The organism is Streptomyces coelicoflavus (assembly GCF_045041415.1).
Classification (GTDB): domain Bacteria; phylum Actinomycetota; class Actinomycetes; order Streptomycetales; family Streptomycetaceae; genus Streptomyces; species Streptomyces coelicoflavus.
Genome location: NZ_CP108218.1, coordinates 778964 through 802177, shown reverse-complemented (window position 1 = coordinate 802177; position 23214 = coordinate 778964). Strand labels below are relative to the sequence as shown.

The window sequence follows — 23214 nt, the reverse complement described above, 5'->3', positions numbered from 1 at the left end:
TCAGCGGTCCCGGTCGGCGGTCCCGGTCAGCGGTCTCCGGGGTTGCGCCGCAGCAGATACGTGTCCATGATCCACCCCTTGCGCTCCCGCGCCTCGGCACGCAGCCGCTCGATGCGGGGCGCGGCCTCGGCGAGGGGACCGGAGGCGAGGATCTCGTCCGGGGTGCCCAGGTAGGCGCCCCAGTAGATGTCGATGTCCTGGTCCGCGTACCGCCGGAAGGCCTGGTGGGCGTCCAGCATCACGACGACGTCGTCCGCGTCCTCGGGGAAGCCCTCGGCCAGCCGCCGCCCCGTGGTGATCTGCACCGGGCGCGCCACCCGGTTCAGCCCGGTCCGGTGCCGGGCGACCAGCGAGGAGACGCTGCTGATGCCGGGCACGACGTCGTACGCGAACGCCACCGAGCCGCGCTCCAGGATCTCCTCCAGGATGCCCAGCGTGCTGTCGTACAGCGCGGGGTCGCCCCACACCAGGAACGCGCCGCTCTCGTCCTCGCCCAGTTCCTCGGCGATCAGCCGCTCGTAGATGCCGGCGCGGGCACTGCGCCAGTCCCCGACGGCGGGGGAGTACGCCGCGCCGCCCGCGCTCCGGTCCCGCTCGGGGTCGCGCGCTTCGACGATCCGGTACGTGCCCTCCGGTACGTGCGTCTCCAGCATCTCCCGGCGCAGCCGCACCAGGTCGGCCTTCGCCTCGCCCTTGTCCAGGACGAAGAACACGTCCGTGCTCCGCAGCGCCCCGACCGCCTGGAGGGTGAGCTGCTCGGGGTCGCCCGCGCCGATACCGATCACATGAATAGTCCGCACGCCCCGAGTCTGCCGTACGCCACCGGCAACCCCCCGGCCGGGCTGCCCCGGCGGGCTGTGGACCGGTCAGCCGCGCAGCCGGGGCGCCCGCACCGCCGCGTCCACGGACATCCCGCCCTCCACATCGCCCGCGAGCCGCCGGGCCCACCCGGCGACCGAGCCGAGGTCCATCCCGTACGGCCGCTCCCGCCCGGCCCCCGACGCCGCCCACCCGGTCACGGCGCCCGCCCCGCGCCGCAGCAGCCTGGCTCCGCCGGTGACGTTGCCGCGCGCCGCGTGCGTGAGCCCGACGGCGAGCTGCGCCATCCCCCGCCACAGCTCCCGCTCCTCCTCCGGCCCCGACTTCCAGGCGTCCTCGAACACCTCGTGCGCGTGGAACGGCTTCCCGTCGTCCAGCAGCCGCTGCGCTTCGACGACCGTCTCGTCCGGGGCCCGTACGACCCCCTCGGGCTGGCGCGGCACGCCGTCGGCGCCGTACGGCAACGGCCGCCCGAGGCCGTCCCGCGGCCGTGCGTTGCGGGCCCGGCCCTCGTCGTCGCGGTCCCGTCCCTCCACCGGGCGGTCCTGGGCGGTGCTGTCCATGGGGCTGTCGGCAGGGCTGTCCATGCACCGATTGTCCCTCGCCCGAGCCCGCTTAGGCGCGGCCCGGTGTGTGGGGTAAAGTGCTGTCGCGTGATCACGCGGTGCACCGCGTGTGAGCACACCGGGACGTGGCGCAGCTTGGTAGCGCACTTGACTGGGGGTCAAGGGGTCGCAGGTTCAAATCCTGTCGTCCCGACTCGTAAGAGTCGCAGGTCAGGGGCCGTTTCAGAGAGATCTGAAACGGCCCCTGACCATTTTCGACACGATCCGGGCTGCGGTGCCCGAGGGTGGAGTGAACGCGGGCTTCGGCGCTCAGCGGGATGATCCGGTGCCCGAAACGCTGCCCGAAGAGCCCTTCCCCGGCCGGCGTCGGAACAAGTAGGTCAGTAGGACGGCTGTGATTTCCGGAAGGGCTCTTCTCCATGCGCACGCGACATCCAGGCAGGACACCCGACGAGGATCGGGACTCGGCACGCCCTGGCGTGCCCCTCCCCACCCAGGACGCGCGCCTGGTGGGGGAGACGTCCGCGGCGTCACTCTCCCCCGTCGCGCTCCACAACCTGCAGCGCGACGCGGGCAATCACGCCGTGGCACGGATGGTGGGCGAAGAGCGGCACCGGCACGGTGCCGCGATGCCGGTGCAGCGGATGGCGGCGGGTCACACGGTCCAGCGCTGGCGCAACGGACAGGTCGAGGACGTGAGTGCGAACGAGAGTGCCCGATACAACAGACGCGGCAGACAGGGCAATTGGACTCAGGTCGACAGGCAGACAAACCGCAGGATCAAGCACTACCTCATCGCCTGGAAGGACGAGCACACAGCAGTCGTCGGCGTGAAGGCGCAGCTCAGCCCGTACGACGGGACACCGGCATACGGCGGAGGATTCCCGGCGCCCGCCGGCGGGACGAGCGAGATGTCCGAGGGCGACATGGACAGGGCGTGGCAGGGAAACGGAAATCAAACCCCTCCTGACAACCTGATGAGGAACCACACCCTGCACCACGAGGTCGACCAGGAACTGCGGCGTTCCTACGAGCTGACAGGCGTCGGCCAGGAGTTGGCGACCGGGTCGGACGGGCGGAACGACTACAAGATGTGGCACGGCACCGTCGCCTCCGTCGACAACCCCCCGGGCATTCCGCCGGGCGACCGCTCCTACCAGGAGAACGAACGCACAGTCGAGATCCGCGTCGACGATCTGCGACGCGGGGGGATCACTGGCCAGTCGTCCACGGAGCAGGTGCTTCGCGCGGTCGCGGAACTCGCCGGTACACCGGTGCCGGCCCAGGTGGCGCAGGGCAGCCAGGCAGAGGTCTACCTCGCCCTGGACAACTTCCCGGTCCAGGAGTTGGCCAAGCAGCTGAGGGCCAAGATCGCGTGGATCGAGGGAGAGGTCGAAGCGGCCACGTCCCGTTCACGTGCCCTGGCCGGCGGCGGCCGATAGGGCATCGCCGCGACCACAGCCCGTCAACAACGGTGCTGGACGGCGCACGGTTCCCGCCGGCGGCCGGTCCCGGGGCCGCCCGCCGCGACGAGCAGGTCCACCGTCTCCTGGTGCGAGCCGTGCGAGGCCCACTCCAGCGGCGTCCAGCCGGTGCCGTGGTCCTCGCGCAGGTTGGGGTCGGCTCCGTGTTCGAGGAGTACGCGGACCGCCTCGACGTGCCCCCAGCAGGCGGCCCCGCACAGCGGTGTGCCCTCCGAGCGGATCCCGCTCTCCGTGTCGGGCCGGGCGCCGGCCGCGAGCAGCACGCGGACGATGTCGGCGTCCCCGTTCACGGACGCGAGGTACAGCGGGGTGCTGCCCGCCGGGTCCGCCGTCTCGGCCGGCGCCCCGGCCCGCAGCGCGGCCCGCAGCGCGGCCCGCACCCGCGACAGGTCGCCGACGAGCGCGGCGTCGGCGAGCCGCCGGGACAGCTTCTTGTGCTTTCGCCTGTTCACCCGCGCCGGCCTGTGCCGCGTGATCGCGGCTCGGGCCGTCCGGTCAGCTCCTGACCAGTAGTTGGAAGTCGAACGCGTACCGGGAGGCGCGGTAGACGTGTGTGCCGTACTCGACCGCCCGGCCGGTGTCGTCGTACGCGGTGCGCCGCATCGTGAGCAGTGCGGCGCCCTCCGTCTCGCCGAGGCGTTCGGCCTCTCCGGGGGAGGCGATGCGGGCGCCGACGGTCTGGCGGGCGCTGTGCAGGGTGATGCCGGACGCGCGCATCATCCGGTACAGGCCGGTCGACTCCAGCCGGGCGTCGTCGAGTTCCAGCAGGCCCGCCGGAAGGTAGTTGCACAGCATCGCCACCGGCTGGCCGTGGGTGAGGCGCAGCCGCTCGAGGACGGTGACTTCGGCGCCCTCCGCGACGCCGAGGGCCGCCGCTACCTCGGCGGCGGCCGGGACGCCCTCGTTGCGCACCACCCGGGTGCCCGGGCTCTGCCCGGCCGCCTCCAGGTCGTCGTAGAGGCTGCTCAGTTCCAGTGGGCGCTTGACCTGGCTGTGCACCACCTGGGTGCCGACCCCGCGCCGCCGCACCAGGAGCCCCTTGTCGACCAGGGACTGGATCGCCTGCCGGACCGTGGGCCGGGACAGGCCGAGGCGGACGGAGAGGTCGACCTCGTTGCCCAGCAGGTTCCCCGGTGCGAGGACGCCGTGCTCGATCGCCGCCTCCAGCTGCTGGGCCAGCTGGTAGTAGAGCGGCACCGGACTGCCCCGGTCCAGGGCGAAGTCCAGGGCGCCGGTCGCGGGGGCGGTCACGGCACGTGCGGGGTCGCCGGTCTTCGCCATGGACGTACCTCCCTTGGGGTGGGTGATGTGTGTCGGGGCGCCGGGCGGAGCGGTCAGAGGTGGTGGCGGCGGTCGGCGACCGCGCGCTCGTAAACCTTCCGCGCGCCGGTGGCGGCCTCGCGCGCCGACACCTCGGCCACCGGCACGTCCCACCAGGCCTCCGCCGGGAGGGCGGCCGACGGGGGCGCCGTCTCGACGTACACGCACGTCGGGCGGGTCGCCGCCCGCGCCGTCGACAGCGCCTCGCGCAGCTCCCGCACCGTCTTGGCGCGCAGGACGTCCATGCCGAGGCTGGCCGCGTTGGCGGCGAGGTCCACGGGGAGCGGCGCGCCGGTGAAGGAGCCGTCGGCGACGCGGTGGCGGTAGTCGGTGCCGAAGCGCTCGGCGCCCACCGACTCGGACAGGCCGCCGATGGACGCGTAGCCGTGGTTCTGGACGAGGACCAGCTTCACCGGCAGGTTCTCCTGGACGGCCGTGACGATCTCCGTCGGGTTCATCAGGTAGGTGCCGTCGCCCACCAGGGCCCACACGGGGGTGCCGGGCGCGGCCTGCTGGACGCCGAGCGCGGCCGGGATCTCGTAGCCCATGCAGGAGTAGCCGTACTCCAGGTGGTACTGGCGCGGGGAGCGGGCCCGCCACAGCTTGTGCAGGTCGCCGGGGAGCGAACCGGCCGCGTTGATCACCACGTCCTCGTCGCCGACCACCGCGTCCAGCGCGCCCAGCACCTGCGTCTGGGTCGGCACCGCGCCGTCGTCGTCGGCCCGGATGACGGCGTCGACCGTCTCCTCCCAACGGGCCTTCCCGGCGCGGTACTCGGTCTCGTACGCCGCGTCCACGCGGTGGCAGGGCAGGGCCTCCGCCAGCGCCGTGAGCCCGGCCCGCGCGTCGCACACCAGGGTGCCGGCGGCGAGCTTGTGGGCGTCGAAGGCGGTGATGTTGAGGTTCAGGAAGCGGACGTCCGGGTGCTGGAAGAGGGTGCCCGAGGCGGTGGTGAAGTCCGAGTATCGGGTGCCGACGCCGATCACCAGGTCGGCGGTGCGGGCGAGTTCGTCGCTCACCGCGGTGCCGGTGTGGCCGATGCCGCCGAGGTCGGCCGGGTGGTCGTGGCGCAGGGCGCCCTTGCCGGCCTGGGTGGAGGCGACGGGGATGCCGGTGGCGTCCACCAGCGTTTTCAGGGCCCCCTCGGCCTCGCTGTGGTGGACGCCGCCGCCCGCGACGATCAGCGGGCGGGCGGCGGAGCGGATCAGCTGGACGGCGTCCGCCAGTTCCGCCGGGTCGGGCGCGGGGCGGCGTACCCGCCAGATCCGGTCGGCGAAGAACTCCTCCGGCCAGTCGTACGCCTCGGCCTGCACGTCCTGCGGCAGCGCGAGGGTGACCGCGCCGGTCTCCGCCGGGTCGGTCAGCACGCGCATCGCCTTCAGCGCGGAGGCGAGCAGCGCCTCGGGGCGGTTGATCCGGTCGAAGTACCGGGACACGGGCCGCAGGGCGTCGTTGACGGACACGTCGGCCTCGACGGGGTGCTCCAACTGCTGGAGCAGCGGGTCGGCGGCGTGCGAGGCGAAGTAGTCGCCGGGGAGGAGAAGGACCGGCAGGCGGTTGATCGTGGCGAGGGCGGCACCGGTGACCAGATTGGTCGCGCCGGGGCCGATGGAGGTCGTCACGGCCTGCGCGGACAGGCGGTCGAGTTGGCGGGCGTGGCCGACGGCCGCGTGCACCATGGCCTGCTCGTTGCGGCCCTGGTGGTACGGCATCGCCTCGCGGTACTCGACGAGTGCCTGGCCGAGGCCGGCCACGTTGCCGTGTCCGAAGATGCCCCAGGTGCCGGCGATCAGCCGGTGCCGCACGCCGTCGCGTTCGGTGTACTGCGCGGTCAGGAAGCGCACCAGGGCCTGGGCGGTGGTCAGTCGGCGGGTGGCGGCGACGCTCATGCGGACCTCTCCGGTGCGGTGTAGAGGGGGAGCCGGGGGTCGACCGGCTGGTCGGGCCAGGTGTCGCGGATCCAGGCGTGGTCGGGGTGGTCGCAGATCAGCCAGACACGCTCGGGCTCCGGACCGGCCATGACGTTCAGGTAGTACATGTGGTGGCCGGGGACCGCCATCGACGGTCCGTGCCAGCCGTCGGGGATCAGCACGACGTCCCCGTCGCGTACTTCGGCGAGGACGTCGGTCCCCTGCCCCTGCCCGGACGGTGAGACGCGCTGGTAGCCGAGGCCGGGGGTGCCGTCGTGGGCCGCGAACTCGAAGTAGTAGATCTCCTCCAGCACCGACTCCTCGCCGGGGCGGTGCTCGTCGTGCTTGTGGGGCGGGAAGGAGGACCAGTTGCCGCCCGGGGTGAGCACCTCGACCGCGATCAGCTTGTCGCACTCGAACACCCCGGCCGCGCCGAAGTTGTTGACCTGCCGCGAACAGTTCCCCGTGCCGCGCAGCTCCACCGGGACCGAGGACGCCGGGACGTACCGGGCGGGCAGGCGGCGGGTGCAGCGGGCGCCGGTCAGGGCGAACCGGCCGCCGTCGGCGGAGGTCAGGGTCGTGCGGGCGTCGCGCGGCACGTACGCGAAGTCGGTCACGCCGTCGAACACGCTGGCCCGACCGGTGAGTTCGAAGGTGGCGTCGCCGGAGTCGTCGGCGACCCCGACCGTGCAGCCGCCGCTCAGCGGCAGGACGATCCACTCGCTGCCGCCGCTGTCGAAGGTGTGGCCGCCGCCGGGCGGCAGATTCACCACCCGCAGACTGCTGTAGCCCCAGCCCGCGCTCTCGGGCGTCACTTCCACGGCGTACGGGCCGTCCGCCGCGGCCCTGCCCGCGGGAAGGTGATGCGTCATCCCCTGCTCCTCCGCCTCTCCTCGCTCACAGCAGTCCCACGGCCGTGTCCACCGCCTCTTCCACGCTGCCCCCGGCCGGGTAGAGCAGCGAGCGGCCGACCACCATGCCCTGCACGGTGGGCAGCCTCAGGGCCTTGCGCCAGCGTTCGTAGGCCGCGCTCTGGTCCGCGGGGGAGCCGCCTATGTCGCCGCCGAGCAGGACGGCGGGCAGCGTGGAGGTCTCCAGGACCCCGGCCATGTCGTCCGGGTCGTGGGTGACGGGCAGTTTCAGCCAGGTGTAGGCGGAGGTGCCGCCGAGGCCCGAGGCGATGGCGATGGACCGGGTGACGGCCTCGGCGGACAGGTCGTTGCGGACCCGTCCGTCGACCCGGCGGGAGATGAACGGCTCCACGAACAGGGGCAGTCCACGGGCCGCCATGGCGTCGACCGCCCGGGCGCTCGCCTCCATCGTGGCCAGCGAGCCGGGGTCGTCGTAGTCGATGCGCAGCAGCAGCTTGCCCGCGTCGAAGCGCAGCCGGTCGATGTCCTCGGCGCGGTGGCCGGTGAAGCGGTCGTCCATCTCGAACGCGGCGCCCGCGAGGCCGCCCCGGTTCATGGACCCCATGACGACCTTGTTCTCCAGCACCCCGAGCAGGAGCAGGTCCTCGAGGACGTCGGCGGTGGCCAGCACCCCGTCGACGCCGGGGCGGGACAGCGCGGTGCACAGGCGTTCCAGCAGGTCGGCCCGGTTGGCCATGGCGAGCCCGCGGTCGCCGACGCCGAGTGCGCCGCGCGCCGGGTGGTCGGCGGCCACGATCATCAGGCGGCCGGAGTCGCCGATCAGCGGGCGGCGCACCCGGCGGGCCGCGGCCTCGGCGATCGCCTCCGGGTGCCGGGCCCTGACCGCGGTGAGGTCCGGGATGCTGGAGATGCTGGGGGACAAGACGTGGCTCCGTTCAGGGAGTGGCTCGCGCGAGGAGGTCGTCGACCTCCGCCTCGGTGGGCATCGCGGAGGAACAGGCGAGGCGGGAGGCGACGAGGGCGCCGGCCGCGTTGGCGTACCGCATGATCCGCTCCAGCTCCCAGCCGGAGAGCAGACCGTGGCACAGGGACCCGCCGAACGCGTCGCCCGCACCGAGGCCGTTGACCACCTCGACCGGGACCGGCGGCACCTCGGCGGACCGGCCGTCGCGGTGGACGGCGAGGACACCCTTGGGGCCCTGCTTGACCACGGCCAGCTCCACACCGGCCGCAAGGAGCGCCTCGGCACAGGCCCGGGGTTCGCGCACGCCCGTGGCGATCTCGCACTCGTCCAGGTTGCCGACCGCGACGGTCGCGTGCCCGAGCGCCTCGGCGTAGTACGGGCGGGCCTCGTCGGGATCGGTCCAGAACATGGGGCGCCAGTCCAGGTCGAAGACCGTGGTGCCGGACTTCGCGCGGTGGGCGAGCGCGGCCAGCGTCGCCGTACGGCTCGGCTCCTCGCTCAGCCCGGTGCCGGTCATCCAGAAGATCGCGGCCGCGCGGACCGCGTCCAGGTCCAGGTCCTCCGGGTGGATCTCCAGGTCCGGGGCCTTGGGACGGCGGTAGAAGTACAGCGGGAAGTCGTCCGGCGGGAAGATCTCGCAGAACGTCACCGGGGTCGGGTACGCGGCGACCGGGGTGACCCAGCGGTCGTCGACGCCGAACTCCTTCAGCGCGCCGTGCAGATAGGCCCCGAAGGGGTCGTCGCCCGTGCGGGTGATGACGGCCGCGGTGCGGCCGAGCCGGGCGGCGGCGACCGCCACGTTGGAGGCCGAACCGCCGAGGAACTTGCCGAAGGTCTCAACCTCCGCCAGGGGCACGCCCGTCTGGAGAGGGTAGAGGTCGACCCCGATGCGACCCATCGTGATCAGATCGAAACGCGGGACTGACTCGGCCATGTGCGACGCTCCTTTGGCTGGGCGGGGGCCTGCCGCCTCCCAGGTGTATGACTCCCGGACGACACTGTCAAGACTTTGTACTTACATTCGGACCTGTGAGTGAAATGATGTCTTGACAAAGTATTGACAGTGGGCGTCACAAGGACTTGTATCCGGTCCCAGCGCAGCAACAGCCATTCTTCTCGGGTCCGGCACCCGGGTCTGGTACACGGCTCTCCCGTCGCACAGTCGCACAGTGAGGTGCAGGAAAAGATGGACCGCTCTTCGCACGCCCGCTCCCGCAGATTCGCCCCCGCCGTGGCCCTCGCCGCCGCCGCGGCCCTGACCCTCGCCGGCTGCTCCAGCAGCTCGGGCGGCAAGAAGGCCGACGAGGAGGGCGACTCGGGGGCATCCGCGGGCAAGGCGAACACCCCCCGCATGACCGTCGCCCTGGTCACCCACCAGGCACCCGGCGACACCTTCTGGGACATCGTCCGCAAGGGCGCCCAGGCCGCCGCCGACAAGGACAACGTCAAGCTCGTCTACTCCGCCGACCCGAACGCGGGCAACCAGGCCAACCTGGTGCAGAACGCGATCGACCAGAAGGTCGACGGCATCGCCGTCACCCTCGCCAAGCCGGACGCCCTCAAGAGCGTCCTCGCCAAGGCGGAGAAGGCCGGCATACCCGTGGTCGGGCTCAACTCCGGTCTGGCGGACTGGCAGAAGCTCGGCCTGATGGAGTTCTTCGGCCAGGACGAGAGCGTGGCGGGCGAGGCGCTCGGCAAGCGGCTCAACGAGGACGGTGCCAAGAAGGCCGTCTGCGTCATCCACGAGCAGGGCAACGTCGGCCTGACCCAGCGCTGCGACGGCGTGAAGAAGACCTTCGAGGGGTCCATCGAGAACCTCTACGTCAACGGCACCGACATGCCCTCGGTGAAGTCGACCATCACCGCCAAGCTCAAGCAGAGCAGCGACATCGACCACCTCGTCACGCTGGGCGCCCCCTTCGCCATGACCGCCGTGCAGTCGGTGGACGAGTCCGGCAGCAAGGCCAAGGTCGCCACCTTCGACCTCAACAAGGAACTGACCGGCGCCATCGAGAAGGGCGACATCGAGTTCGCCGTCGACCAGCAGCCCTACCTCCAGGGCTACCTCGCCGTCGACGGACTGTGGCTCTACAAGAACAACGGCAACTACAGCGGCGGCGGTGAGCAGCCGGTGCTGACCGGCCCGGCCTTCGTCGACAAGTCCAACGTGAAGGCCGTCGCCGAGTTCGCCTCGAAGGGCACCCGGTGATGAGCATGGCCCCACAGGCTGAGCCGGCGGTGGTCGCACCGCCGGCCCCCGGCCCCAAGGAGACCGACGGACGCACCCGTGAACGCCCCCTGGCGCTGCGGCTGCTCGCCCGGCCCGAGGTCGGGGTCTTCCTCGGCGCGGTCGCCGTGTTCGTCTTCTTCCTGATCGCCGCCCCCACGCTCCGCGACGGCGGTTCCATGGCGACGGTGCTGTACCAGTCGTCCACCATCGGCATCATGGCGCTGCCCGTCGCCCTGCTGATGATCGGCGGCGAGTTCGACCTGTCGGCCGGTGTCGCCGTGGTCACCTCGGCGCTCACCGCCGCCATGCTCAGCTACCAGCTGACCATGAACGTCTGGATGGGCGTGATCGTCGCCCTCGTGGTCTCGCTCGCCGTCGGCGCCTTCAACGGCTGGGTGCTGGTGAAGACCGGACTGCCGAGCTTCCTGGTCACGCTGGCCACCTTCCTGATCCTCCAGGGCGTCAACCTCGCCGTCACCAAGCTCGTCACCGGCAACGTCGCCACCGACAACATCAGCGACATGGACGGCTTCGACCAGGCCAAGGCCCTGTTCGCCTCCTCCTTCGACGTGGGCGGCGTCGAGGTGAAGATCACGGTCGTGTGGTGGCTGGTCTTCGCCGCCCTCGCCACCTGGGTACTGCTGCGCACCAAGTACGGCAACTGGATCTTCGCCGTCGGCGGCAGCCAGGAGTCCGCCCGCGCGGTCGGCGTGCCGGTCACCTTCACCAAGATCACGCTGTTCATGCTGGTCGGCTTCGGCGCCTGGTTCGTCGGCATGCACCAGCTGTTCTCCTTCAACACCGTGCAGTCGGGTGAGGGCGTCGGACAGGAGCTGATCTTCATCGCCGCGGCGGTCATCGGCGGCTGTCTGCTCACCGGCGGCTACGGCTCCGCCATCGGCCCCGTCTTCGGCGCCTTCATGTTCGGCATCGTGAACCAGGGCATCGTCTTCGCGGGCTGGAACCCCGACTGGTTCAAGGCCTTCCTCGGCGTGATGCTCCTCGGCGCCGTCCTCATCAACCTGTACGTCCGCCGCGCCGCGACCCGGAGGTGATCGGAAATGACCAGCAAGACCCCCGGGACCCCTCGCACCGACGGAACCCCCGGCACCCACGGCACCGTCCTGGCCGACCCCGCGCCCGAGCGGGGCCGTCCGCTCGTGGAACTGCGCGACGCCGGCAAGGCCTACGGCAACATCCGCGCCCTGCACGGCGTCGACCTCGCCGTCCACCCCGGCAGGGTGACCTGCGTGCTCGGTGACAACGGTGCCGGCAAGTCCACCCTCATCAAGATCATCTCCGGGCTGCACCAGCACACCGAGGGCGAGTTCCTCGTCGACGGCGAGGCCGTGCGCTTCGCCAGCCCGCGCGACGCCCTCGACCGGGGCATCGCCACGGTCTACCAGGACCTCGCCACCGTCCCGCTGATGCCGGTGTGGCGGAACTTCTTCCTCGGCTCCGAGATGACCAAGGGCCCCTGGCCCGTGCGCCGCCTCGACATCGCCCGCATGAAGCGGACCGCCGACGAGGAACTGCGCAACATGGGCATCGTCCTGGACGACCTCGAACAGCCCATCGGTACGCTCTCCGGCGGCCAGCGCCAGTCCGTCGCCATCGCCCGCGCCGTCTACTTCGGCGCCCGCGTCCTCATCCTCGACGAGCCCACCGCCGCCCTCGGCGTCAAGCAGTCCGGCGTGGTGCTCAAGTACATCGCCGCCGCCCGCGAACGCGGCCTCGGCGTCGTCTTCATCACCCACAACCCCCACCACGCCTACATGGTCGGCGACCACTTCAGCGTGCTGCGCCTGGGCACCCTCGAGCTCAGCGCCGCGCGCGCCGACATCACCCTCGAAGCGCTCACCAACCACATGGCGGGCGGCGCCGAACTGGCCGCCCTCAAGCACGAGCTGGCGCAGGTCGGCGGCGTCGACGTGGAGGCGCTCCCCGAGGACACGGGCGCTGCGGCGAAGGCCGCCGCACCCGATACTGCCGACAGGACCGACGCCGCCGCATCCGACGCGGCGGAGTCCGACGCCACCGCGTCCGACGCGGCCGGGTCCGACGCCGCCGCGTCCGACAGCACCGCATCCGGCACCGCCGAAGGGAAGGCCTGAGCATGCCCTCTGCCCTCGACCGCATCCGCGTCGGCTCGGCCCCCGACTCCTGGGGCGTCTGGTTCCCCGACGATCCCCGGCAGGTCCCCTGGGAACGGTTCCTGGACGAGGTCACCGAGGCCGGCTACGACTGGATCGAGCTGGGCCCCTACGGCTACCTCCCCACCGACCCGGCCCGGCTCACCGATGAGGTGACCCGGCGCGGCTTGAAGGTCTCCGCGGGCACCATCTTCTGCGGGCTGCACCGCGGTCCCTCCGAATGGGAGGCCACCTGGGAACAGGTCAGCCGCGTCGCCGCCCTGACACAGGCCATGGACGCGAAGCACCTCGTCGTCATCCCGTCCTTCTGGCGCGACGACAAGACCGCCGAGATCCTGGAGCCGCCGGAGCTGACCGGCGAGCAGTGGACCCACCTCACCCGGGGCATGGAACGCCTCGGCCGCGAGGTGCGGGAGACCTACGGCCTGGACATCGTCGTCCACCCGCACGCCGACACCCACATCGACACCGAGGAGCACGTCGAGCGCTTCCTCGACGCCACCGACTCCGACCTCGTCAGCCTGTGCCTGGACACCGGTCACTACGCCTACTGCGGCGGCGACAGCGTCAAGCTGATCGAGACCTACGGCGAGCGCATCGGCTACCTCCACCTCAAGCAGGTCGACCCGGACATCCTCGCCGGGGTGCGGGAGGGCGGGGTGCCGTTCGGCCCGGCCGTGCAGCGCGGCGTGATGTGCGAGCCGCCCGGCGGCGTGCCGGAGCTGGGCCCGGTGCTCACGGCCGCCCAGGAACTCGGCGTGGACCTGTTCGCCATCGTCGAGCAGGACATGTACCCCTGCGAGCCGGACAAGCCGCTGCCCATCGCGGTGCGCACCCGGAAGTTCCTGCGATCCTGCGGCGCCTGAGCCGGCGATACCGGCGGGCGGTCGCCGGCGGGCGGGCGTCCCGCCGGCGCGCCGCTCGGCGGGCCGTTGTCAGTGCCGCGCGCTAGCGTGCGCAGTACTGACACCCACACCTCGGCCCGTTCCGGGAGGCACCCATGTCCTCGCGTCTCAACCCCTACCTCAGCTTCGACGGCGACGCCCGGCCGGCAATGGAGTTCTACGAGCAGGTGTTCGGGGGCACCCTGGCGCTGAACACCTTCGGCTCGGCCGGCATGCCGGACCCCGCGTACACCGACAAGATCATGCACGGCATGCTGGAGACGCCGAGCGGCTTCACCCTGATGGGCGCCGACACCCCGCCGGGAATGGAGTACACGCCGGGGAACACCTTCGCGGTGAGTCTCAGCGGCGACGACGCGACCGAGCTGCGCGGCTACTGGGAGAAGCTGTCCGCCGGCGGTTCCGTCGCCGTGCCCCTGGAGAAACAGATGTGGGGCGACGTCTTCGGCATGTGCACGGACCGGTTCGGCGTGCCCTGGATGGTGAACATCAGCGAGCCGGCGGGCTGACCCCGCCGGCCCGACAGGACCCCGTGCGCCCCGCTCAGGCGCGCCGCACCTCGGCGATCGTCACCGGCCGGTGCTCGTGCAGCGACAGCGTGCACGCCTCGGCGATCCAGCCCGCCTCCAGCGCGTCCTCGACCGTGCAGGGGGAGGTGCGGGTACCGGCGACGACCTCGATGAACGCGGTCAGCTCGGCGCGGTAGGCGGCCGCGAAGCGGTCCATGAAGAAGTCGTGCGGAGTACCGGCCGGGAAGGTCGCGCCGGGCTCCACCGAGCGCAGCGGCAGCTTGTCCTCCAGGCCGACGGCGATCGAGTCGTCGAAGCCGTGGATCTCCATGCGGACGTCGTAACCGCGGGCGTTGTGACGGCTGTTGGAGACGACGGCGATGGTGCCGTCGTCCAGGGTGAGGATCGCGCCGGTGGTGTCCGCGTCGCCCGCCTCCCGGATGAAGCCGGCGCCGCGGTTGCCGCCGACGGCGTACACCTCGCTCACCTCCCGGCCGGTCACCCAGCGGATGACGTCGAAGTCGTGCACCGAGCAGTCCCGGAAGATGCCCCCGGAGGCGGCGACGTAGGCGGCCGGCGGCGGCGCCGGGTCCAGCGTGGTCGACCGTACGGTGTGCAGCGTGCCCAGCTCACCGCCGAGTACCGCGGCCCGCGCGGCGGCGAACCCGGCGTCGAAGCGGCGGTTGTAGCCGATCTGGACCGGCACGTCGTGGCCCGCGAGCGCCTTGAGCACCTCGACGCCCTCCGTCATCGTGCGGGCGACGGGCTTCTCGCAGAAGACGGGCACGCCCGCCTCGACGGCGGCGAGGATCAGAGCCGGGTGGGCGTCCGTCGCAGCCGCGACCACCACACCGTCCACGCCTGCCGCCAGCACCGCCTCGGGGGAGTCGGCCACCTCGGCGCCGAACCGCTCGGCGGCCGCCCGCGCGGCGTCCGCGAACGGGTCCGCGACGACCAGCGAGCCGACGGCTTCGAGTCCGGCGAGGGTCTCGGCGTGGAAGGCGCCGATGCGGCCGAGGCCGAGGATTCCGATACGCATGCGCTTCGCTGCTCCTTGTGTGGGGTGGTGTGAGGTGTCCGTGCCGGGGTCCGCGCCCCGCCGGGCCCCGGTCACCGGCTCTCGCGTCGTTCGTGGCCCGCCCGCAGCTCCGCGCGGAGCGCGTCCGGTGCCCACTCCTCGCACAGCGCCCGCCGTACGAGGTCCGCCTGGGAGGGCGGGGCGAGACCGTCGACCGGCGGGTCCCGGTCGAGGTTCGTGGGGAAGGGGTACCCCTCCGCGCTCGCGGCGATCACCCGCTCCAGCCATCCCTCGCCCACGCCCTCCGCCTTCCGTCTCAGCAGCACCGGGTACACGGAGTTCACCACCGCCTCCCGGTCCACGGTCTCCATGGCGCGGCCGAACGGCGAGGAGATCTGCAGCAGGTTGGCCATGCGGCGGACGTCCGTCGAGCGGTTGGCGCCCGCCGCGTGGAACACCGCGGGGTTGAAGAACACCGCGTCGCCCTTGGCCAGCGGCAACTGCACGCGGTGCGCCTCGAAGTAGGCCCGGAACTCGGGCAGCCGCCAGGCCAGGTAACCCGGCTCGTACTTCTGGGAGTGCGGCAGGTACATGGTGGGTCCCGACTCCACGGGCATGTCGCAGTGCGCGACCGCGCCCTGGAGCGTGAGCACGGGGGAGAGGCGGTGCACGTGCGCCGGGTAGGCCGCCGCGGCCTCGGTGGACAGGAAGCCGAGGTGGTAGTCGCGGTGCACCGTCTGGGCCGCGCCGCCCGGATTGACCACGTTGATCTGGGAGGTGACCTGGTGGCCGGGGCCCAGCCAGGCGCGGGCGACCAGGGACAGGGGCTCGTTGGCGTAGTAGTCGGCGAACGCCTCGGGGTCGTGCAGGGCCGCCTTCTCCAGGGCGTTCCACACCCGGTCGTTGGCCCCCGGCGCGGCGAAGTGGTCACCGGAGGCCGCCCCCGAGGCGCGCTGCCCGGCGATCAGCGCGTCGAACACCGCGGTGGCCCGGTCGACCACCACCGGATCCGGGAAGGCCCCCGCGAGGACGACGATGCCGGGGCCGTCGGCGAGGGCGTGGACGAGTTCGGCCGCCGTCCGCGCGTCGTCGCGCAGCTCCCCGGCGGCGTACACGGGGACGTTCTGCCGCACGGCGGCCGCCCGGGGGTACGCGGCCGGGTCGGTCGGCCGCTCGACGAGTGCGCGGAAGGCGCCGAGATCGCAGTCCTGTGCGGACAGCCGGAGGCGCTGGGCGGGGACGGGAGCTGGGGACATCGTCGTCCTTTCGCTGACAGGGGCGACGCGGTGCTGTCATTCTTGTCCTGACAAACGCGTCGAACAACCAGCAGGCGGCCATCAAAAACCCCTCAGCCTGCGCCGCGCCGACGAAGCCGAGGAGCCGGTCGTGGGACACCCCTTCCCGATCCGGGAGATCGCACGTCAGGCGGGCCTGAGCGAGGCCACCGTCGACCGGGTGCTCAACGGCCGGGGCGGGGTCCGCGAGAGCACCGCGTACGAGGTGCGGCGGGCCATCGCCGACCTGGACCGCCAGCGCACCCAGGTCCGGCTGGTCGGCCGCACGTTCATGTGCGACATCGTGATGCAGGCCCCGGAACGCTTCTCCACCGCCGTGCGGACCGCGCTGGAGGCCGAACTGCCCGCCCTGCACCCCGCGGCGGTGCGCTGCCGCTTCCACTTCCGCGAGACGGGCCCGGTGGGCGAACTGACCGGCATCCTGGACCGGATCGCCCGCCGCGGCTCGCAGGGGGTCATCCTCAAGGCCCCGGACGTCCCCGAGGTGGCCGCCGCCGTGAGCCGGCTGACCACCGCCGGCGTCCCCGTCGTCACCCTCGCCACGGACCTGCCCACCAGCCCCCGGGTGGCCTACGTCGGCATCGACGACCGCGCGGCCGGCGCCACCGCCGCCTATCTCATGGGCGAGTGGCTCGGCGACCGCCCGGGCAACGTCCTCACCAGCCTCAGCAGCGGCTTCTTCCGCAACGAGGAGGAGCGCGAGATGGGCTTCCGCGGTGTCATGCGGGCCCGCCACCCCGGACGGGCCCTGGTCGAGACCGCCGAGGGCCAGGGACTGGACGCCACCCAGTACGACCTGGTCCGGGCCGCCCTGGAACGCGACCCCGGCATCCGCGCGGTCTACTCGATGGGCGGCGGCAACATCGCCACCCTGCGCGCCTTCGCGGACCTCGGCCGCCCCTGCGACGTGTTCGTCGCCCACGACCTCGACCAGGACAACACCCGGCTGCTGCGCGAGCGGCGCCTGTCCGTCGTCCTCCACCACGATCTGCGCCAGGACCTGCGCGAGGCCTGCCGCCATGTGATGCGGGCCCACGGCGCCCTGCCGCCCGCCGGTCCGGCGCGGCCGTCGGCGATCCAGGTCGTCACACCGCACAACATGCCGCCCGACACAGCGACCGGGTGACCCGTGTCGCGGCCCGGGCGGATGCCGGCGGCCCCGGGCGCGGCGCCGTCAGCCGGGCAGTTCGGGAGCGACCCAGGCGCCGAGCTCCGCCGACCGCGTCATCGCGTCCAGCACGGCCGCGCTGTGCACGGCGTCCGTCAGCGTCGCGCCGTACGGGGTGCCCTCCGCGATCGAGCGCAGGAAGCGGTGCGCCTCCACCACCTTCAGGTCGTCGTACCCCATGGCGTTGGCGGCGCCCGGCTGGAAGGCCGCGAACTCGCCGTGCCCGGGGCCGACGTGGACCGTGCTGACCGGCTGGTCCTGGTAGGCCGTGCCGCGGCTGACGCCCAGTTCGTTCATGCGGCGGAAGTCCCAGTACACCGCGCCCGTGGTGCCGTGCACCTCGAAGCCGTAGTTGTTCTGCTCGCCGACGGAGACCCGGCAGGCCTCGAGGACTCCCCGGGCACCGGAGGCGAAGCGCAGCAGGCAGCTGACGTAGTCCTCGTTCTCGACCGGCCCCGGCTCGCCGCCCGCGGCCCGGGAGTGACCGGCGGTGGCCGTGGTCGGCCGGGCCCGCTCGGGCAGGAAGACGGCCGTGTCGGCGGTCAGGGACGCGATCTCGCCGAGCAGGAAGCGGGCCAGGTCGGCGCCGTGCGAGGCCAGGTCGCCGAGCACCCCGCTGCCCCCGCGCTCCCGCTCGAACCGCCAGGTGAGGGCCCCCTCGGGATGGGCCGCGTAGTCGCTGAAGAGGCGGATGCGGACATGGGTGACGGCGCCGATCTCCCCGGCCGCGATCAGATCGCGGGCCGCCTCGACGGCGGGCGCGTTGCGGTAGTTGAAGCCGACCGAGCCCTGCACACCCGCCCCCGCCACTGCGTCCGCCACCGCGCGGGCGTCCCGGGCGGTCAGCCCGACCGGCTTCTCGATCCAGATGTGCTTGCCCGCCCCGGCCATCGCCACGGCGATCTCGCGGTGCAGGAAGTTCGGGGCCGTGATGCTGACCGCGTGGACCCGCGGATCGGCGGCCACCTCGCGCCAGTCGCGGGTGGCCGAGGCGAAGCCGAACCGCTCGGCGGCCTCCTCGGCCCGACCCGGCACCTCCTCGGCGACCGCCACCAGCTCGGGGCGCAGCGGAAGGTGCGGGTAGTGGTGCCGGACACGGGCGTACGCCTGGGTGTGCACCCGGCCCATCCAGCCGAAACCGACGACGGCGACACCGAGCGCGTCCACCATGAGAGCCCCTCTGCGAACCGGTCCCTGCTCTGACCCGCCCACCCTCTGCGGCACGTCGGCATCATGTCAACCTTTTGACAGGACAAAGCCCCGGCGCGGGGTCAGGCGTCGCGCCGCCGCAGCACCGCGGACCCCGCGCCGTAGCAGACGAGCGACCACACCACGAGGACCGTCAGCGCGGCGCCGCCGCCGTAGGGGTCGTGGTCCTGCGTGAGCAGCACGGTGCCCGCGACGCTCGGCATGTAGTCGGAGGCGGTCTCCAGCCATCGCGCCCCCACGACGCCCATCAGCTGGGGCAGCGCGAGCAGCACCATGATGAGGGTCGTGATCGTCCCCGCCGCGCTGCGCAGCAGGCTGCCGATGCCCACCGACATCACCGCGAGGGCGGCCAGGTACACGCCGGCACCGAGCGCCGTGCCGAGGAGCTCGCCGCCGGTGTAGTCCCCGTGACCGCTCATCAGCGGCGCCGCGACCAGGGTGCCCAGCACACTGAACACGCAGCCCGCCACCGCCACGACGGCCGTGACGACGATCGTCTTGGACCGCAGCATCCGGCCGCGCGCCGGCACGGCCTGCAAGGTGGTGCGGACGGAGCCGCTGGAGTACTCGCCGGTCAGCGCCAGGGTGGCCAGGACCACCACGGTGAGCTGGGAGATGAGGAACGCCTGCGACGCGTGGTGCGGGGCGGGCATGGTGACGTCGATGCCCTTCTTCGCGCTGGCGTCGGCCGACGCGCCGACCATCGCCGCGAAGCCCACGGTGAGCAGGAGACCGACGGCGAGGTTCCACCAGGTGGCCCGCACGCTCCACAGCTTCGTCCACTCGAACGCGAGCGCGCCCCTGAACCCGCCGCCCCTGCCGGGGCCCGTGGGCCGGGGGCGCGTCGTCTGCGTCGTCGGTGTCGTCCGCGCAGTCCGTGCTGTCTTCGTCATACCGGATCAGACCTTCGGGGTGGTGGGGGTGTCGAGGAGCGGGGACAGGGCGGGCGAGCCGAACTCCACGCTGTCCGCGGTGAGTTCCATGTACGCCTGTTCCAGACTGGCCCGGCGCATGCTCAGCTCGTGGACGGGGAGCCGGTGGGTGAACGCCAGGTCGCCGATCTCCCGCAGGGTGGCGCCGACGACGACGAGTTCGCCGGGTTCCAGGCCCTCGTCCCGGTCGACCCGTAGGCCCCGCCGGAGCAGTTCCCGCTCCAGGGCCTCGGGCTCGGGCGTCCGCACGCGGGCGGCGGTCAGCGAACTGCCCGCGATCACCTCGTCCATGGGGGCGTCCGCGAGGATCCGTCCCCGGCCGATGACCAGGAGGTGGTCGGCGGTCTCCTGCATCTCGCTCATCAGGTGGCTGGAGACCAGCACCGTCCGCCCCTCCCCGGCCAGCGAGCGCATCAGCTCCCGCACCCACCGCACGCCGTCCGGGTCGAGGCCGTTGACCGGCTCGTCGAAGAGCAGCACCTCCGGGTCGCCGAGCAGGGCCACCGCGATCCCCAGCCGCTGGCCCATCCCGAGGGAGTACGAGCCGACCCGCTTTCCGGCGACCTCCGTGAGCCCGACGGTCTCCAGGACCTCGCCGACCCGGGAGGCCGGGATGCCGTTGCTGCGGGCCAGACCGAGCAGATGACGGTGCGCCGAGCGGCCGGGGTGGCAGGCCCGCGCGTCCAGGAGCGCGCCGACGCTGCGCAGCGGGTGGCGCAGTTCCCCGTACCTCTTGCCTCCCACCAGCACCCGGCCCGAGGTCGGTGTGTCGAGGCCGACGGCCATCCGCATGGTGGTCGACTTGCCCGCGCCGTTCGGCCCGAGGAAGCCCGTGACCTTCCCCGGGGCGACGGTGAACGAGAGGTCCGAGACGGCCGCCTTGTCGCCGTACCGTTTGGTCAGCCGTTCCGACGTGATCATGGTGCGATCGCTCCTTCCAGTGGCATGCCCGGAACGCTAGGGAGACAGGAGCGGCGGTGACATCCGGCGAAAGGCAGCGAACCCATCGACTTTCGGCAGGTCCCGGGGCGGGAGGCGGTCTTGTAGCGTTCCGGCATGCGCAGATGGCAGGACATACGCCGGCTCACCGGGCAACTCCTGCGTGACGTGGCCGCCGACCGCCCCTTCACCCGGCCCGGCGACCACGGGCTGCTCCTCGTCCTGCTGGCCCCGTCCGCCCTGGACACGAGGGTGCCCGCCGCCGCCCCGGCCGTCTGGCTCACCGCCTGTCTGGTCGTCACGGCCGGGGTGGCCCTGCGGCGTGCGGCTCCGGCGGTGTCCCTGCTGGCGGCGGCGCTGCTCGCCCTCTTCCTGCCGTGGTTCGGCGCCGGTGCCTGGCCCGCGGTGGCGGCCGCGGTGCTGAGCTGGAGCGCGGGCCGCCGCGTGGCCCGGATCCGGCCCGCCCAACTGGTCTTCGCCGGCGCCACGGTGGCCGGGATCCTGCTGGTCGGCGCGGTGGCCGAGGCCAAGGACACGCTGAGCCTGCTGATGCTCCAGTTCGCCTCCTGCGTACTGCCGTGGTGGGCCGGCAACTGGCGCAGGCAGCGCGCCGCGCTGGCCCACGCGGGCTGGGAGCACGCCGAACGACTGGAGTGGCGCCAGCGCTTCGTCGCCGAGCAGGCGCGGCACCGGGAACGGGCCCGTATCGCCCAGGACATCCACGATTCCCTGGGCCACGAGCTGAGCGCCATGGCCCTGCTCGCCGGCGGACTCGAACTGTCCAGGGAGCTGCCCGGCGAACACCGGGCCGTCGTCGTCCAGTTGCGGGAGCGCTGCACCCTCGCCACCGAGCGGCTGCACGAGGCCATCGGGTTGCTGCGGGAGGACGGCGGCTCCGCCGGCCCCTCCCTGGTGCCCGCCCACGAGTCGATCGCCGGGCTCGTGCGCAGGTTCGAGCGGGCGGCCACGCCGGTGGACTTCCGGGAGGAGGGCGCGGCCCCCGCGGCCCCCGAACCCGGTGTGCCCACCCTGGCCGGCCTCGCGGCCTACCGGGTGGTCCAGGAGGCCCTGACCAACGCGGCCAAGCACGCGCCCGGCGCACCGGTCTCCGTACGGGTGCTCCACCGGCCGGACGAGACCGTGGTCTCGGTCGTCAACGAGACGCCGCGCCGCGCCGGGAGCCGCGCCGCCACCGGCAGCGGTGCCGGACTGATCGGCCTGGACGAACGCGTGCGCCTGGCGGGCGGCACGCTGCGGGCGGGCCCGCGCGGGAACCGCTTCGAGGTGCGCGCACGGCTCCCGCACACCCCGTCGGCGCCACCACCGACGACCACCGCTCCGTACGGTGCCGACGCGACTAGCCGGCCGCCGGAGGCACCCCGGGCCGTGCTCGCGGACGACGAAGGGGACGCGTACGCGGCACCGTCCGGGGACCCCGCCCGCGCCGTCGGCGCCCGGCCGGGGCGGAGCACCGCGCGGACGGCGCTGCTGCGCACCAGGGCCCGGCTGCGCGGCGACGCCCGGCGGGCCGCGTTGCTGCCCGTGCTGCTCGGCGTCGCGATCGCGGCCCTCCTCACCGGCCTCTACGTCGCCACCTCGGCGACCACGTCACTCGCGCCCGGGGACTACGGGCGCGTCCGGCTCGGCGAGACGCGCGCGGAACTCGAGGCGGTGCTTCCGGCACGGCGGATCGGCGAGCCGCCGCCCACCCTGACCGAACCTGCCGCCCCGCCCGGCGCCGCATGCGAGTACTACCGGGCGAGCGAGGGCCTGTTCGACCTCACCGGCACGATGTACCGCCTGTGCTTCACGGACGACGTCCTGATCACCAAGGACAGACTCTGAACACCCACCACCGGAAGGACCGGATGATCCGCGTACTGGTCGCCGACGACGAGAGCATCGTGCGGGCCGGCGTCCGCGCCATCCTCACCACCGAGCCCGGCATCGAGGTGGTCGCCGAGGCCGCCGACGGACGCGAGGCCGTCGAACTGGCCCGCAGACACCGCCCCGACGTGGCACTGCTGGACATCCGGATGCCGGAGCTGGACGGCCTCGCGGCCGCCGGCGAGTTGCGGACCACCAACCCGGACACCGCGGTGATCGTCCTCACCACGTTCGGTGAGGACCGCTACATCGAGCGGGCCCTGGACCAGCAGGTGGCCGGGTTCCTGCTCAAGGCCTCCGACCCCCGGGACCTGATCTCCGGGGTGCGCGCGGTGGCGGCCGGGGGCGCCTGCCTCTCCCCGTTGGTCGCCCGCCGGCTGATGACCGAACTGCGCCGGGCGCCCTCGCCCCGCTCGTCGGCCTCGGGCGAGCGGGTCGCCGTACTGTCCGAACGGGAGCGCGAGGTCCTGGCCATGCTCGGGTCCGGCCTGTCGAACGCCGAGATCGCCCGGCGCATGTACCTGGTCGAGGGCACGATCAAGGCGTACGTCAGCGCCATCCTCCAGCAGCTGGGGGTGCGCAACCGCGTGCAGGCGGCCATCGTCGCCTACGAGGCCGGGCTGGTCGAGGACGCCTGACCGAGGTTGATCGCGTACGCCTTGCGCAGCGTCTCGTGCACCGTCCACGTCGTACGGTCGCCCTCGCGCAGCACGGCCAGGTCTCCCGGTCCGACACTGAGGGTCGGACCGTCCGCCACCTCGATGGTGGCCGAGCCGCTCAGCACGACGAACATCTCGTCCGCCTCGGTGTCGGTGACGACGCCCGGCGTGATCTGCCAGACGCCCCGCACCTGACGTCCGTCCGGTGACTCCCAGATCACCCTCCCGGTCACCTCGGGCGTGCCGGACACGATCTGGCCGGGGGCGAGCGGCTCGGGTTCGAGCTCGGCGTCGGGGACGTGGACAACGAAGCTGTGGGTCATGCCGCGACGCTAACCGGACCGTGCGGGGCGCCGGGGGAGACAGGGTGTGCGG

23 protein-coding genes and 1 tRNA gene are annotated in these 23214 nt (G+C 72.8%); 10 read left to right on the top strand and 14 right to left on the bottom strand.

Annotated elements, in window-relative coordinates; translation table 11 throughout:
- Positions 1-26: 26 nt before the first annotated feature.
- Together cobF and OHA99_RS03680 are read right to left on the bottom strand one after the other, a co-directional pair.
- Positions 27-800 carry a precorrin-6A synthase (deacetylating) gene (gene cobF, locus OHA99_RS03685; RefSeq protein WP_405694011.1) on the bottom strand — a complete coding sequence of 258 codons (774 nt, stop codon included), beginning with the start codon at positions 798-800 and terminating at the stop codon, positions 27-29.
- Between the two features lie 66 nt (positions 801-866).
- On the bottom strand, positions 867-1406 hold the full coding sequence (locus OHA99_RS03680; RefSeq protein ID WP_381499304.1) for a DUF309 domain-containing protein: 540 nt from the start codon (positions 1404-1406) through the stop codon (positions 867-869).
- Between the two features lie 98 nt (positions 1407-1504).
- On the opposite strand from OHA99_RS03680, the gene OHA99_RS03675 reads away from it, so the two are divergent.
- Both OHA99_RS03675 and OHA99_RS03670 read left to right on the top strand, forming a co-directional pair.
- Positions 1505-1578: transfer RNA gene (locus OHA99_RS03675), tRNA-Pro, on the top strand.
- A gap of 316 nt (positions 1579-1894) precedes the next feature.
- Positions 1895-2827: a hypothetical protein gene (locus tag OHA99_RS03670; RefSeq protein WP_405694008.1), complete on the top strand. Its 933-nt coding sequence runs from the start codon at positions 1895-1897 to the stop codon at positions 2825-2827.
- Between the two features lie 23 nt (positions 2828-2850).
- Here OHA99_RS03670 and OHA99_RS03665 read toward each other — a convergent pair whose 3' ends face one another.
- Genes OHA99_RS03665 through iolC form a run of 6 tightly spaced genes read right to left on the bottom strand, consistent with a single transcriptional unit; the run spans position 2851 to position 8869 of the window.
- On the bottom strand, positions 2851-3321 hold the full coding sequence (locus OHA99_RS03665) for an ankyrin repeat domain-containing protein (RefSeq protein WP_405694005.1): 471 nt from the start codon (positions 3319-3321) through the stop codon (positions 2851-2853).
- Positions 3322-3364: 43 nt separating this feature from the next.
- Complete coding sequence (locus OHA99_RS03660; RefSeq protein WP_153176802.1) at positions 3365-4150, bottom strand: GntR family transcriptional regulator; 786 nt, start codon at positions 4148-4150, stop codon at positions 3365-3367.
- Positions 4151-4203: 53 nt separating this feature from the next.
- Positions 4204-6078, bottom strand: a complete 1875-nt coding sequence (iolD, locus tag OHA99_RS03655; protein ID WP_405694002.1) for a 3D-(3,5/4)-trihydroxycyclohexane-1,2-dione acylhydrolase (decyclizing) — start codon at positions 6076-6078, stop codon at positions 4204-4206.
- On the bottom strand, positions 6075-6971 hold the full coding sequence (gene iolB, locus OHA99_RS03650; RefSeq protein WP_405693999.1) for a 5-deoxy-glucuronate isomerase: 897 nt from the start codon (positions 6969-6971) through the stop codon (positions 6075-6077). The genes iolD and iolB overlap by 4 nt, the downstream gene beginning before the upstream one ends.
- Before the next feature lie 25 nt (positions 6972-6996).
- Positions 6997-7893: a deoxyribose-phosphate aldolase gene (locus OHA99_RS03645; RefSeq protein WP_381499292.1), complete on the bottom strand. Its 897-nt coding sequence runs from the start codon at positions 7891-7893 to the stop codon at positions 6997-6999.
- Positions 7894-7906: 13 nt separating this feature from the next.
- Positions 7907-8869: a 5-dehydro-2-deoxygluconokinase gene (gene iolC / locus OHA99_RS03640; protein WP_405693995.1), complete on the bottom strand. Its 963-nt coding sequence runs from the start codon at positions 8867-8869 to the stop codon at positions 7907-7909.
- 252 nt (positions 8870-9121) lie between these two features.
- Here iolC and OHA99_RS03635 point away from each other — a divergent pair, with 252 nt between their 5' ends.
- From OHA99_RS03635 to OHA99_RS03615, 5 genes are all read left to right on the top strand, one after another.
- Positions 9122-10144 (top strand): sugar ABC transporter substrate-binding protein, encoded by a 1023-nt coding sequence (locus OHA99_RS03635; RefSeq protein WP_007389141.1) that lies wholly within the window; start codon positions 9122-9124, stop codon positions 10142-10144.
- Positions 10144-11220 (top strand): ABC transporter permease, encoded by a 1077-nt coding sequence (locus tag OHA99_RS03630; protein ID WP_165683882.1) that lies wholly within the window; start codon positions 10144-10146, stop codon positions 11218-11220. The genes OHA99_RS03635 and OHA99_RS03630 overlap by 1 nt, the downstream gene beginning before the upstream one ends.
- A gap of 6 nt (positions 11221-11226) precedes the next feature.
- A complete protein-coding gene (locus tag OHA99_RS03625; protein WP_153176797.1) occupies positions 11227-12279 on the top strand; it encodes an ATP-binding cassette domain-containing protein in 1053 nt (350 codons plus the stop codon).
- A 2-nt stretch (positions 12280-12281) separates the two neighbouring features.
- Positions 12282-13184 carry a sugar phosphate isomerase/epimerase gene (locus OHA99_RS03620; RefSeq protein ID WP_153176796.1) on the top strand — a complete coding sequence of 301 codons (903 nt, stop codon included), beginning with the start codon at positions 12282-12284 and terminating at the stop codon, positions 13182-13184.
- Between the two features lie 134 nt (positions 13185-13318).
- Positions 13319-13732 carry a VOC family protein gene (locus OHA99_RS03615; protein ID WP_153176795.1) on the top strand — a complete coding sequence of 138 codons (414 nt, stop codon included), beginning with the start codon at positions 13319-13321 and terminating at the stop codon, positions 13730-13732.
- A 34-nt stretch (positions 13733-13766) separates the two neighbouring features.
- Here the strand turns inward: OHA99_RS03615 and OHA99_RS03610 are convergent, their stop codons facing one another.
- Both OHA99_RS03610 and OHA99_RS03605 read right to left on the bottom strand, forming a co-directional pair.
- Positions 13767-14771, bottom strand: coding sequence for a Gfo/Idh/MocA family oxidoreductase (locus OHA99_RS03610; RefSeq protein WP_194279847.1), 1005 nt, complete (start codon positions 14769-14771; stop codon positions 13767-13769).
- A gap of 71 nt (positions 14772-14842) precedes the next feature.
- A complete protein-coding gene (locus OHA99_RS03605) occupies positions 14843-16006 on the bottom strand; it encodes a phytanoyl-CoA dioxygenase family protein (RefSeq protein ID WP_405693988.1) in 1164 nt (387 codons plus the stop codon).
- A gap of 130 nt (positions 16007-16136) precedes the next feature.
- Here OHA99_RS03605 and OHA99_RS03600 point away from each other — a divergent pair, with 130 nt between their 5' ends.
- The gene (locus tag OHA99_RS03600) at positions 16137-17171 is read left to right on the top strand and encodes a LacI family DNA-binding transcriptional regulator (protein WP_405693985.1); all 1035 of its coding nucleotides are present in this window, start codon (positions 16137-16139) and stop codon (positions 17169-17171) included.
- Between the two features lie 48 nt (positions 17172-17219).
- Here the strand turns inward: OHA99_RS03600 and OHA99_RS03595 are convergent, their stop codons facing one another.
- The 3 genes from OHA99_RS03595 to OHA99_RS03585 all read right to left on the bottom strand — a co-directional run bounded on the left by OHA99_RS03595 (position 17220) and on the right by OHA99_RS03585 (position 20275).
- Positions 17220-18383, bottom strand: a complete 1164-nt coding sequence (locus OHA99_RS03595; protein ID WP_405693982.1) for a Gfo/Idh/MocA family protein — start codon at positions 18381-18383, stop codon at positions 17220-17222.
- A gap of 101 nt (positions 18384-18484) precedes the next feature.
- Positions 18485-19315 (bottom strand): ABC transporter permease subunit, encoded by an 831-nt coding sequence (locus tag OHA99_RS03590; RefSeq protein WP_153176790.1) that lies wholly within the window; start codon positions 19313-19315, stop codon positions 18485-18487.
- Between the two features lie 6 nt (positions 19316-19321).
- Positions 19322-20275, bottom strand: coding sequence for an ATP-binding cassette domain-containing protein (locus tag OHA99_RS03585; protein WP_165683876.1), 954 nt, complete (start codon positions 20273-20275; stop codon positions 19322-19324).
- Positions 20276-20410: 135 nt separating this feature from the next.
- Here OHA99_RS03585 and OHA99_RS03580 point away from each other — a divergent pair, with 135 nt between their 5' ends.
- Both OHA99_RS03580 and OHA99_RS03575 read left to right on the top strand, forming a co-directional pair.
- Positions 20411-22138 carry a sensor histidine kinase gene (locus tag OHA99_RS03580; protein WP_381499283.1) on the top strand — a complete coding sequence of 576 codons (1728 nt, stop codon included), beginning with the start codon at positions 20411-20413 and terminating at the stop codon, positions 22136-22138.
- A gap of 23 nt (positions 22139-22161) precedes the next feature.
- A complete protein-coding gene (locus tag OHA99_RS03575; RefSeq protein WP_007389157.1) occupies positions 22162-22818 on the top strand; it encodes a response regulator transcription factor in 657 nt (218 codons plus the stop codon).
- Here the strand turns inward: OHA99_RS03575 and OHA99_RS03570 are convergent.
- The gene (locus OHA99_RS03570) at positions 22788-23162 is read right to left on the bottom strand and encodes a cupin domain-containing protein (protein ID WP_405693977.1); all 375 of its coding nucleotides are present in this window, start codon (positions 23160-23162) and stop codon (positions 22788-22790) included. The genes OHA99_RS03575 and OHA99_RS03570 overlap by 31 nt on opposite strands.
- Positions 23163-23214 lie beyond the last annotated feature (52 nt).

Coding starts and splice junctions, on each gene's coding strand:
- OHA99_RS03680 (WP_381499304.1), bottom strand. CDS start 1,406: ATGGACAGCCCTGCCGACAGCCCCATGGACAGCACCGCCCAGGACCGC.
- OHA99_RS03660 (WP_153176802.1), bottom strand. CDS start 4,150: ATGGCGAAGACCGGCGACCCCGCACGTGCCGTGACCGCCCCCGCGACC.
- iolD (WP_405694002.1), bottom strand. CDS start 6,078: ATGAGCGTCGCCGCCACCCGCCGACTGACCACCGCCCAGGCCCTGGTG.
- iolB (WP_405693999.1), bottom strand. CDS start 6,971: ATGACGCATCACCTTCCCGCGGGCAGGGCCGCGGCGGACGGCCCGTAC.
- iolC (WP_405693995.1), bottom strand. CDS start 8,869: ATGGCCGAGTCAGTCCCGCGTTTCGATCTGATCACGATGGGTCGCATC.
- OHA99_RS03635 (WP_007389141.1), top strand. CDS start 9,122: ATGGACCGCTCTTCGCACGCCCGCTCCCGCAGATTCGCCCCCGCCGTG.
- OHA99_RS03630 (WP_165683882.1), top strand. CDS start 10,144: ATGAGCATGGCCCCACAGGCTGAGCCGGCGGTGGTCGCACCGCCGGCC.
- OHA99_RS03625 (WP_153176797.1), top strand. CDS start 11,227: ATGACCAGCAAGACCCCCGGGACCCCTCGCACCGACGGAACCCCCGGC.
- OHA99_RS03620 (WP_153176796.1), top strand. CDS start 12,282: ATGCCCTCTGCCCTCGACCGCATCCGCGTCGGCTCGGCCCCCGACTCC.
- OHA99_RS03615 (WP_153176795.1), top strand. CDS start 13,319: ATGTCCTCGCGTCTCAACCCCTACCTCAGCTTCGACGGCGACGCCCGG.
- OHA99_RS03610 (WP_194279847.1), bottom strand. CDS start 14,771: ATGCGTATCGGAATCCTCGGCCTCGGCCGCATCGGCGCCTTCCACGCC.
- OHA99_RS03605 (WP_405693988.1), bottom strand. CDS start 16,006: ATGTCCCCAGCTCCCGTCCCCGCCCAGCGCCTCCGGCTGTCCGCACAG.
- OHA99_RS03595 (WP_405693982.1), bottom strand. CDS start 18,383: ATGGTGGACGCGCTCGGTGTCGCCGTCGTCGGTTTCGGCTGGATGGGC.
- OHA99_RS03590 (WP_153176790.1), bottom strand. CDS start 19,315: ATGACGAAGACAGCACGGACTGCGCGGACGACACCGACGACGCAGACG.
- OHA99_RS03585 (WP_165683876.1), bottom strand. CDS start 20,275: ATGATCACGTCGGAACGGCTGACCAAACGGTACGGCGACAAGGCGGCC.
- OHA99_RS03580 (WP_381499283.1), top strand. CDS start 20,411: ATGCGCAGATGGCAGGACATACGCCGGCTCACCGGGCAACTCCTGCGT.
- OHA99_RS03575 (WP_007389157.1), top strand. CDS start 22,162: ATGATCCGCGTACTGGTCGCCGACGACGAGAGCATCGTGCGGGCCGGC.
- OHA99_RS03570 (WP_405693977.1), bottom strand. CDS start 23,162: ATGACCCACAGCTTCGTTGTCCACGTCCCCGACGCCGAGCTCGAACCC.